At 69.7% G+C, this 9,694-nt stretch carries 5 protein-coding genes; 1 reads left to right on the top strand and 4 read right to left on the bottom strand.

What is annotated here, in order from left to right:
* Window positions 1–185: 185 nt before the first annotated feature.
* From gnd to ASD82_RS00305, 3 genes are all read right to left on the bottom strand, one after another.
* Window positions 186–1,091, bottom strand: coding sequence for a phosphogluconate dehydrogenase (NAD(+)-dependent, decarboxylating) (gene gnd, locus ASD82_RS00295; RefSeq protein ID WP_056713759.1), 906 nt, complete (start codon window positions 1,089–1,091; stop codon window positions 186–188).
* A gap of 73 nt (window positions 1,092–1,164) precedes the next feature.
* Window positions 1,165–2,694, bottom strand: a complete 1,530-nt coding sequence (locus ASD82_RS00300; RefSeq protein ID WP_056713763.1) for a mercuric reductase — start codon at window positions 2,692–2,694, stop codon at window positions 1,165–1,167.
* Window positions 2,691–4,019 carry a glucoamylase family protein gene (locus ASD82_RS00305; RefSeq protein ID WP_235580592.1) on the bottom strand — a complete coding sequence of 443 codons (1,329 nt, stop codon included), beginning with the start codon at window positions 4,017–4,019 and terminating at the stop codon, window positions 2,691–2,693. The genes ASD82_RS00300 and ASD82_RS00305 overlap by 4 nt, the downstream gene beginning before the upstream one ends.
* 270 nt (window positions 4,020–4,289) lie before the next feature.
* Between ASD82_RS00305 and ASD82_RS00310 the strand changes: the two genes are divergently transcribed.
* The gene (locus ASD82_RS00310; protein ID WP_056713771.1) at window positions 4,290–8,168 is read left to right on the top strand and encodes a glycosyl transferase family 36; all 3,879 of its coding nucleotides are present in this window, start codon (window positions 4,290–4,292) and stop codon (window positions 8,166–8,168) included.
* Window positions 8,169–8,207: 39 nt separating this feature from the next.
* On the opposite strand, the gene ntrC is transcribed toward ASD82_RS00310, so the two are convergent.
* Entirely contained in the window at window positions 8,208–9,587 is a 1,380-nt protein-coding gene (gene ntrC / locus ASD82_RS00315; protein WP_056713774.1) for a nitrogen regulation protein NR(I), read from the bottom strand.
* Window positions 9,588–9,694 lie beyond the last annotated feature (107 nt).

The raw sequence follows: 9,694 nt of genomic DNA on the forward strand, positions 1-9,694 counted from the left end.
CTCTTTTGGACAAGCAAAAGAGAAGTACCTCGCCCTCCGAAGGAGGACGAAAGCTCTTGCTCTGAATGTTGCGGCGGTAGCGCGTCGCCAACTTCCTTGAGCAAAGATCAAGAGCTAACCCCACCCCAACCCTCCCCTGCAAGCAGGGGAGGGAGCACGGCCGGCAGGGGAGGGAGCAGGGCCGGCTACTCCTTCTTGATCGCGTGCCCGCCAAATTCATTGCGCAACGAAGCCAGCAGCTTGTCGGTGAACGAGTCGTCGTCGCGGGAGCGGAAGCGTTCCATCAGCGACAGGGTGATCACCGGGGCGGACACGTTGAGTTCCAGTGCCGCGTTCACCGTCCAGCGGCCCTCGCCGGAATCCACCACGTAGGGCGCGATGCCCTGCATGGTCGGGTTCTTGCTCAGCGCGTCGGTGGCCAGCTCCAGCAGCCATGAACGCACCACGCTGCCGTCGCGCCAGATGTTGCCGATCTGCGCCAGGTCCAGGCCGAATTCCTCCTTGTGTTTGAGGATCGAGAAGCCTTCGGCGTAGGCCTGCATCAGGCCGTATTCGATGCCGTTGTGGACCATCTTGGTGAAGTGGCCGGAACCGACCGGGCCGACGCGGCCCCAGCCCTTGTCCTTGCCCGGTGCCAGTGTCTCGAAGATCGGCTTCAGGCCGGCGACGACCTGCTCGTCGCCGCCGACCATCATGCTGTAGCCCTCGGCCAGTCCCCACACGCCGCCGCTGGTGCCGCAGTCGACGTAGTTGACGCCCTTGTCCTTGCACTTGGCTGCGTGGCCCAGCGAATCCTTGTAGTTGGAATTGCCGCCGTCGATCATCGTGTCGCCCTTGTCCAGCAGGGCCAGCAAGGCGTCGACGGTGTCGTCGGTGATCTTGCCCGAGGGCACCATCAGCCACAGCACGCGGGGCGCGGGCAGCGCCTGCACCAGCGCCTCCAGCGACTCGGCCGCGCCGCCGCCGTGGCCTTCGAGGCCCTTGCGCGCTTCGGCGCTGGGGTCGAAGCCGGTCACTTGGTGGCCGCCCTGGATGAGTCGCTGGGCCATGTTGGCGCCCATCTTGCCGAGGCCGATCATGCCGAGTTGCATGGGAGAGTCCTTGCGTCAGTGGAGTAAGGGAAAACAGTGTAGGCGCTGGCGGGGAAAGCCGGCGTGACCGACATCAGCGCGGCCGCGCCAGCCAGTGCTTGAGGCGTACCACCACGCGCGCGCTCAGCCGCGTCTGGTTGTATGCCTTGGCCGCCAGCCGGATCGCCGAGGTGCGGGTGGGATAGGCGTGGATCACCTTCGCCAGCGTGCGCATGCCCACGCCGGCCACCATCGCCAGGGTGACCTGGCTGATCATGTCGCCGGCATCGCGCGCCACGATGGTGGCGCCGAGGATGCGGTCGCTGCCGTCGCGCACGTGGATCTTCACGAAGCCGCCCTGCTCGCTGTCGGTCATCGCCCGGTCGACCTGGTGCATCGGCACGGTGAAGGTCTTCACCGGAATGCCGCGCGCGTTGGCTTCGCGCACGTACATGCCGACGTGGGCGATCTCCGGGTCGGTGAAGGTGCACCACGGCACCACCAGCTCGCTCAACTTTTCGCAGCCGCCGAGCACGGCGTTGCGGATCGCGACGCGCGCGGATTCCTCGGCGGTGTCGGTGTACTTTTCGTCGAGGCAGACGTCACCCGCGGCGTGGATGCGCGGATTGGCGGTGCGCAGCTGGTCGTCGACCCGGATGCCGGCGACTTCGTCATACACGACGCCGGCCTTTTCCAGCGCCAGCCCCTGCACGTTGGGCAAGCGCCCCACGCCGGTCAGGATGGCGTCGACGCGGATCGTGCTGTGGTAGTCGTCGCTGACCAGGTCGACCACCTTCTCGTCGCCGTCGCTGCGGACGGCGACCGCCAGGGTGTTCAGGCGTACCTCGATGCCGTCGCGGGCGAACGCGTCGGACAGCGTCTGCGCCGCGTCGCGTTCCTCGCGTTCGAGGAACAGCGGCAGCTTCTGCACGATGGTGACCCGCGAGCCCAGCCGCTGGAACGCCTGCGCCAGTTCGCAGCCGAGCGGGCCGCCGCCGATCACCAGCAGCCGCGGCGGCAGTTCGGCCAGCTCGAAGATGGTGGTGTTGGTGAGGAAGCCGGCCTGCTTCAGCCCCGGCACGTCGGGGATGTCCGGGCGCGCGCCGGTGGCGATCAGCGCCTTGTCGAACCGCAGCGGCTGGTCGTTGACGGTGAGGCTGTCCGGCCCGCTGAACTGCGCGCTGCCGAAGAACACGTCCACCCCGCTGGCCGCCAGCAGGCGCACCGAGGTGGTGTTGGTGAGGTGGCTGCGGATGCGCCGCAGGCGCTCCATCACGGCGCTGAAGTCGACCCGGATATCGGCCGGCACCTCGGCGCCGTAGCGAGCGGCGTCGCGCATTTCCGCGTACACCGCGGCGGTGCGCAGCAAGGCCTTGGACGGCACGCAGCCGGTGTTGAAGCAGGTGCCGCCGATCTCGTGGCGCTCGACCAGCGCCACGCGGAGGCCCAGCGCCGCCGCCTCGCGGGCCGCGGCCAGGCCGGCGGGCCCGGCGCCGATGATCACCAGCTGATACGGCGCGGTGGGCTCGGGGTTGTTCCACGACGCGGGGCGCACCGCGGCAAGGCGCTTGCGTTCCCACGCGTCCACCGGCGTGCTGACGCTGGCGTCGAATTTCGTGCTCATGTCGCGGCCTCCGCTGTCGGCGCATCCAGCCAGCCGCCGCTGAAGCCGGCCTTGCGCAAGCCGTCGACCAGCGGCTGGCAGCGGCGCAACGTACGCCAGATGCCGCCGCTGCGATGGTTCTCGATCATCATGAAGATGACGCCCTGGTCCAGCCCGTACTGACCGGGCGACACCCACGGCCGTCCGTTTGCGTCGACCAGGCTGGCGTTGAAGCTGGTGGCCAGGCGATCGCCATCGAGGATCTCCGGGTAGCGCAGCAGCATGTTGCGCAGCGCGGACAGCGCCAGCTCCGGCGCGAACGGCACCGAGGCCAGCACCGCCGGCGGCGACAGGGTGCCGTCGTCCGGGCCGTAGGGCACGCCGCGCGCCGCGTAGCCGAACAGGCGACGGCGTTCGTTGTTGATGTCCGGGCGTTCGTCGGTGGGACCGTCGCAGGCGGACAGGCCCCAGCAGTTGCGGTCGTAGCCCACGAATTCGTGGGGGTTGAGTTCGGCGTAGCAGCGCTGCACGTTGATCGCGCGCCGGGTGTTCTCGAAATAGTCGGACTGCTTTTCGCGCATGAAGCCGTCGCGGATGCCGCGCAGGTCGAGCCAGGCGTGCGAGAACTGGTGCACGAACAACGGCCCGGCATACAGGAAATCCTGGTCGTACAGGTTTTCCCACTGGTAGGTGGACTCCCAGCCCGCGTAGCAATCCGGCGACACCGGATGGGTGGGCGAGCCCAGCGCCAGCGCGTACAGCACGATCGCCTCGCTGTAGCCTTCCCAGCCGTAGTGCAGGTAGCCGCACTCCGGCTTCCAGCCCTGGCGGATGGTGCCCGCGTCGTCCTGCGCCCAGCGCCAGTCGACGCGGCGATACAGCGTGTCGGCCAGCGCGCGCAGCTCGGCTTCGGCGGCGTTGTCCGCCTGAAACCAGGTGGCCGCGGTCAGCATGCCGGCGATCAGCAGGGCGCTGTCGATCATCGACAGCTCCGACTGCCACACGCGCCGACCCTGGTGGATGTCGAGGAAGTGATAGTAGAAACCCTTGTAGCCGGTGGCGGTGGGGCTGCCGCTCTGGTCGCTGTCGTGGAAGAAGCGCAGCGCCAGCAGGCAGCGCTGCACCGCCTCCTCGCGATCCATCCAGCCACGCTCGACCGCCAGCGGATACACCGACAGGGCGAAGCCGACCACGGCGATGCTCACCGGCGAGTTGTCGCGCGAGGTATCGGGCACCAGTCCGTTGCGGGGATTCATCAGCTCCACGAAATAGCCCAGCGCCGCACGCTGCAGGCGCTCCAGCAGGGCGTCGTCGGGAAGCGAGCACAGCGGCGGCATCGGTGGCATCCAGCGGGTCCCTGTAATCGTTGATGGCAGGACGGGCGCGCCATGCGCGCTGCATCGGCCGGCCATCGGGCAAGGCTTGGGACAACCCCATCCGGCATTCGTGCCCGGTGCCGCGACGCGGCCATCCACCCGCCAGTCTGCGCAGGCGACTGCATGGATGGCGTGTAAGAGCGCTGCTTTCACGCGATGTTTCCCCGCCGCCGCCGTAGGCTGGGTGGAGATCGCGGCGCGCAAGGCCCGCGATGATCGCGTCAGGAGTCCACGCCCGCCATGTCTGCCCATTCCCCCGTTTCCTCCACTGCCGATGACCACGGCACGGCGCTGCCGCTGCTCTCCAACGGCAGGCTGAGCAGCATGCTGGACCGCCACGGCGCCGGCTTCGTCCGCTGGCGCGGCTTGGCGGTGACGCGCTGGCGCGAGGATGCGGTGACCGATCCCTGGGGCAGCTTCCTGCTGCTCCGCGACGAGGAGGACGGCGCGGTGTGGGGCGCCACCACGCAGCCGCTGGGCGAGACGGCGACGAACGACGCAGCCGGGTACGACGCCGGACGCCTCGTGTTCGGCCAGCGACACGGCGACATCGAGAGCTCGCTGGAAATTGCGGTGGCGCCCGATGCCGACATCGAATTGCGCCGGCTCACGGTCACCCATCACGGCGATCGAACGCGGCACCTGTCGCTGACCAGCTACGCCGAACTGGTGCTGGGCCCGATCGGCGACGACAACGCCCACCCCGCCTTTTCCAAGATGTTCGTGCAGACCGAATGGGACGACGAACGCGGGCTGCTGCTGGCGACACGCCGCCGGCGCAGCGACAGCCAGGCCCAGGTGTGGGCGTCGCAGGCGCTGCAGGTCGAGGGCGCGGCCCACATCACCACCACGCACGAAACCGATCGCGCCCGCTTCCTGGGCCGCTGCCGCACGTTGCGCAACGCGATGGCGATGCAGCCCGGGGCGAAACTTTCCGGCAGCACCGGCTGCGTGCTCGATCCGGTGTTCGCCCTGCGCCACGGGTTCACCCTGGCCGCGGGCGGCAGCATCCACCTGTTGCTGTGGACGCAACTGGCCGATACCCGCGACGGCGCCGCGGAGCTGCGCGCGCGCCTCGACGATGCCGACGCGGCCACGCAGTTGTTCGCCGCCGCGGCCCGGCACGCGCAGGAGGAACGCCAGCGCTTCGGCATCGATGCGGCACGTGACCGCCAGTTTGCGCAGTGGCGACAGGCCTTGCTGGTCAGCGACGCCAGCCAGCGCGCCCGTGCCGACCAGCGCGAGCGCGGCCAGGGCGGGCCGCCCACGCTGTGGGGCGCCAGCATCTCGGGCGATCGGCCGATCGCCCTGCTGTTCCTGCGCGCTCCCGCGGATGTCCCGCAGCTGGACGAGTTGCTGCTGGCCCAGCGCTGGTGGCAAGCCCATCAGCTGGCGACGGACGTGGTGGTGCTCGATCAGCTGGGCGCCGACGCCGGCACGCAGCGCGACGAACTCAGCCAGCGCGTCGATCGGCAACGGCAGCACTTGAAGGAACCGGACGACGCGCCCAAGGCCGAACTGTTCTGCCTGCGCGACGACCAGATCGGCGACACCTTGCGCAACGGCCTGCTGACCGTGGCGCGGCTGGTGCTGAACAACCCGGTCGCGGCGTCACCTTCGCCGCCGCCGGAAACCGCTTCCCGGCCTTCCCCGATCATCGCCAGCGCCACGGCGATCGACTTCGACGACGCTGCCGCGGCACCCGAATTCGCCAACGGCCACGGCGGCTTCGTGGCGAACGGCCGCGCCTACCGGATCGAGCTGGATGCGGCACGCCCCACGCCGGCGCCGTGGAGCAACGTGATCGCGAACCCGGCCTTCGGCTTCCTGGTCACCGCCGAGGGCGGCGGCTACGCGTGGTCAGGCAACAGCCAGCAGAATCCGCTGACGCCGTGGCCGAACGATCCGGTCAGCGACATGCCGCACGAGGCGATCTACCTGCGCGACGCGGACGACGGCGCGCTGTGGACGGCCACCGCGTTGCCGATCCGCGTCGATGGCGCCCGCTGCACCACGACCCACGGCAAGGGCTGGACGCGCTTCCGCAACGACGCGCATGGCGTCGCGCTGGAGCTCGTCCAGTGCGTGCCGGTCGACGACACGATCAAGCTGTCGCGCCTGCGCCTGTGCAACCGCTCCGCCCGCAAGCGGCGACTGGCGATCACCGGCTACGTCGAATGGGCGCTGGGCCCCAACGGCAGCACGCCGGCCCCGTTCGTGGTGACCTCGCGCGACGACGACACCGGCGCGCTGTTCGCCCGCAATCGCTGGCGCGCGGATTTCGGCGAGCGCGTGGCGTTTTTCGACATGGGCGGTATGCAGCAGTCGATCAGTGGCGACCGCGCGCATTTCCTGGGCGCGCTGGGCAGCCTCGCCAACCCGGCCGCGTTGCAGGACGAGGCGCCGCTGGACGGACGCGTGGGCGCCGGCCTGGACCCCTGCGGTGCGCTGCAGACCCGCATCGAACTGCCGCCGGGCAGGTCGCTGGAGCTGCACTTCCTGCTCGGCGAAGGTGGCGATGCCGCGGCGGCGCAGGCGCTGGTCGCGAAGTATCGCGGCATCGACATCGATGAGGTGCTGGACGAAGTCGCCGCGCGCTGGAACGGCGTGCTCGACACCGTGCAGGTAAGCACGCCGGAACGAAGCATGGATCTGCTGCTCAACGACTGGGCGCTGTACCAGGTCACCGCCTGCCGGCTGTGGGCGCGCACCGCCTACTACCAGGCCAGCGGCGCGTACGGCTTCCGCGACCAGTTGCAGGACGTGATGGCGCTGTGCGTGACGCGGCCCGACCTGGCCCGCGAACACCTGCTGCGCGCCGCCGGCCGCCAGTTTGCCGAAGGCGACGTGCAGCACTGGTGGCTACCGCCGAAGGGCCAGGGCATCCGCACAAAGATCCGCGACGACCGCGTCTGGCTGGGCTACGTCACGATGCACTACGTCGAGGTCAGCGGCGACTCCGCGGTGCTCGACGAGGTGCTGCCCTTCCTCAGCGGCCAAGCCATTCCCGACGACGCCACCGACGCGTTCTTCCAGCCCGGCGTCTCGGACGAAACCGCCACCGTGTACGAGCACTGCGCGCGGGCGATCGACACCAGCCTGACCCGGGGCGCCCACGGCCTGCCGCTGATCGGCACCGGCGACTGGAACGACGGCATGAACGCGGTGGGCGCCAAGGGACGTGGCGAAAGCAGCTGGCTGGGCTGGTTCCTGCTCGACACGATCGCCCGGCTGGCGCCGGTGGCCGAACAACGTCACGAGCACGAACGCGCGCAACACTGGCGTGATTACGCCGCTGCGCTGCGTGACGCGCTGGAACGGGCGTGGGACGGCGCGTGGTATCGCCGCGGCTACTACGACGACGGCGCGCCGCTGGGTTCGGCGCAGGACGCGCAATGCCAGATCGACACCATCGCCCAGTCATGGAGCGTGATCGCCGGCCACGACAATCGTGACCACGCGGCCCAGGCGATGGCCTCGGTCGACCGCCTGCTGGTCGATCATCCCCATCAACTCGCGCGATTGTTCACCCCGCCATTCGATCAGGACGGCAAGAAAGACCCCGGCTATATCAAGGGCTATCCACCCGGCGTGCGCGAGAACGGCGGCCAATACACGCACGGCGCGACCTGGTCGGTGTTCGCCTGGGCCGGGCTGGGCGACGGCGATCGCGCCGGTGATCAGTTCAAATTGCTCAATCCGCTCAGCCACGGCGACAGCGCCGCGGCGATTGCGCGTTACAAGGTGGAACCGTATGTCGTTTGTGCGGACGTCTATTCGGTGACACCACACATCGGCCGCGGCGGCTGGACCTGGTACACCGGCTCGGCCGCGTGGCTGTATCGGGCGGGGCTGGAAGCAGTGCTGGGCTTCCACCTGCATGGCGATCAGTTGCGTATCGAGCCATGCATTCCGAAAGCATGGCCCGGCTTCCGGATCAGCTATCGCCATCGTGGGACGATCCACGAGATCGAAGTGCGCAATCCGGACCATGTCTGTCGCGGCGTGTCGCGGATTGAAATGGACGGCCAAACGCTGGATGCGGCCGAGCCCATTGCGCTGGCGACCGACGGCGCGGCGCATCGGCTGTGCGTTACCCTGGGACGGGTGGCCGCGTAGGCGCCGGCACCGGGCGAGCGGGCCCGTTCTGGATTCGGCTCAGCGCCGCCGCGTACGCGAAGCCCCCAGTTTGCGGGTCAGCGTATTGCGGCCCACGCCCAGCGCCTGCGCGGCGTTCTGCCGATGGCCTTCGTGCGCCTGCAGCGCGGCCTGCAGCAGGATCTGGTCGAGCGCCTCGCGGGCGCGGGCGTGAATGTCCGCCTCGCCGTCGGCCAGCGCCTGCGTGGCCCACTCGCGCAGCGCGTCGGTCCATTCGCCGCCGCGGCTGGCGCCTTCCGTCGTGCCCAGGTCGGCCGGCAGGATTTCGCTGCCCGGCGCGATCACCGCCAGCCGGCGGCACAGGTTTTCCAACTCGCGCACGTTGCCCGGGTAGTCGCGCTGGGCGACCTGTTTCAGCGCCGCCTTCGAGAAGCGTTTCGGCGGCAGCTTCAACTCCTGCGCGGTGGCAGCCAGGAAGTGCTGGGCCAGCAGCGCGATGTCGCCGCGACGGGTGCGCAGCGGCGGCAGCTCGATGCGCACCACGTCGAGCCGGTGCATCAGGTCGGCGCGGAACGCACCGGCGGCGACACGCGCCGCGAGATCCTGGTGGGTGGCCGCGACGATGCGCACGTTGCAGCGGATCAGCTCGCGCCCGCCGACCCGATAGAACTCGCCGCCGGCCAGCACGCGCAGCAGCCGCGTCTGCAGCACCAGCGGCATGTCGCCGATCTCGTCGAGGAACAGCGTGCCGCCCTCGGCCTGCTCGAAGCGGCCGGCGACGCGACGGGTGGCGCCAGTGAACGCGCCGGCCTCGTGGCCGAACAGTTCGCTCTCCAGCAGTTCGCTGGGAATCGCCGCGGTGTTCAACGCCACGAAGGCCTGGTCGCGGCGCGCGCTTTCCTCGTGCAGAGCGCGGGCCACCAGTTCCTTGCCGGTGCCGGTTTCGCCGGTGACCAGCACGTTGAGGTCGCTGGCGGCGACGCGGCCGATCAGCCGGAACACCTCGCGCATCGGCACGCTTTCGCCCAGCAGCGCATGACCGGGCGCAAGCGTGTGGGTGGCCGCCGCAGTGGGCGCCGCCACGCTGGCCAGCGCGCGCTGCACCGAGGCCACCGCGTGATCGAGGTCGAACGGCTTGGCCAGGTAGTCGACCGCACCGGCGCGATACGCCGCCGCCGTGGTGGCCACGTCGGTGTACGCGCTCATCACGATCACCGGACCGATGCCCTGCGCCTGCAGTTCGCCGAGCAGGCTCAGGCCATCCTCGCCCGGCATGCGCACGTCGGTGAGCAGCAACGCGGGACGTGCTGTCTGCAGCGCCGCGCGCACCGCGGCCACCTCGCCGAACTCGCGCACCGCCAGGCCCGCGTCGCGCAAGGCCTCGGCCAGCACGAAGCGCACGCCGCGGTCGTCGTCGAGGATCCAGATGTCTTTTGTCATGGCTTTACTCCGCCGCAGCTTTGCTCCTCCCCCTGCGTGCAGGGGGAGGTTGGGAGGGGGTTGCTCGGGCGGGCGGGGAAGATCAAGGGCCGACCCCACCCCAACCC

Source organism: Rhodanobacter sp. Root179 (assembly GCF_001428465.1).
Classification (GTDB): domain Bacteria; phylum Pseudomonadota; class Gammaproteobacteria; order Xanthomonadales; family Rhodanobacteraceae; genus Rhodanobacter.

Bases quoted from the DNA above. Each gene is read 5' to 3' on its own strand.
- ASD82_RS00305 (WP_235580592.1), bottom strand. From the start codon at position 4,019: ATGCCACCGATGCCGCCGCTGTGCTCGCTTCCCGACGACGCCCTGCTG.
- ASD82_RS00300 (WP_056713763.1), bottom strand. From the start codon at position 2,694: ATGAGCACGAAATTCGACGCCAGCGTCAGCACGCCGGTGGACGCGTGG.
- gnd (WP_056713759.1), bottom strand. From the start codon at position 1,091: ATGCAACTCGGCATGATCGGCCTCGGCAAGATGGGCGCCAACATGGCC.
- ASD82_RS00310 (WP_056713771.1), top strand. From the start codon at position 4,290: ATGTCTGCCCATTCCCCCGTTTCCTCCACTGCCGATGACCACGGCACG.
- ntrC (WP_056713774.1), bottom strand. From the start codon at position 9,587: ATGACAAAAGACATCTGGATCCTCGACGACGACCGCGGCGTGCGCTTC.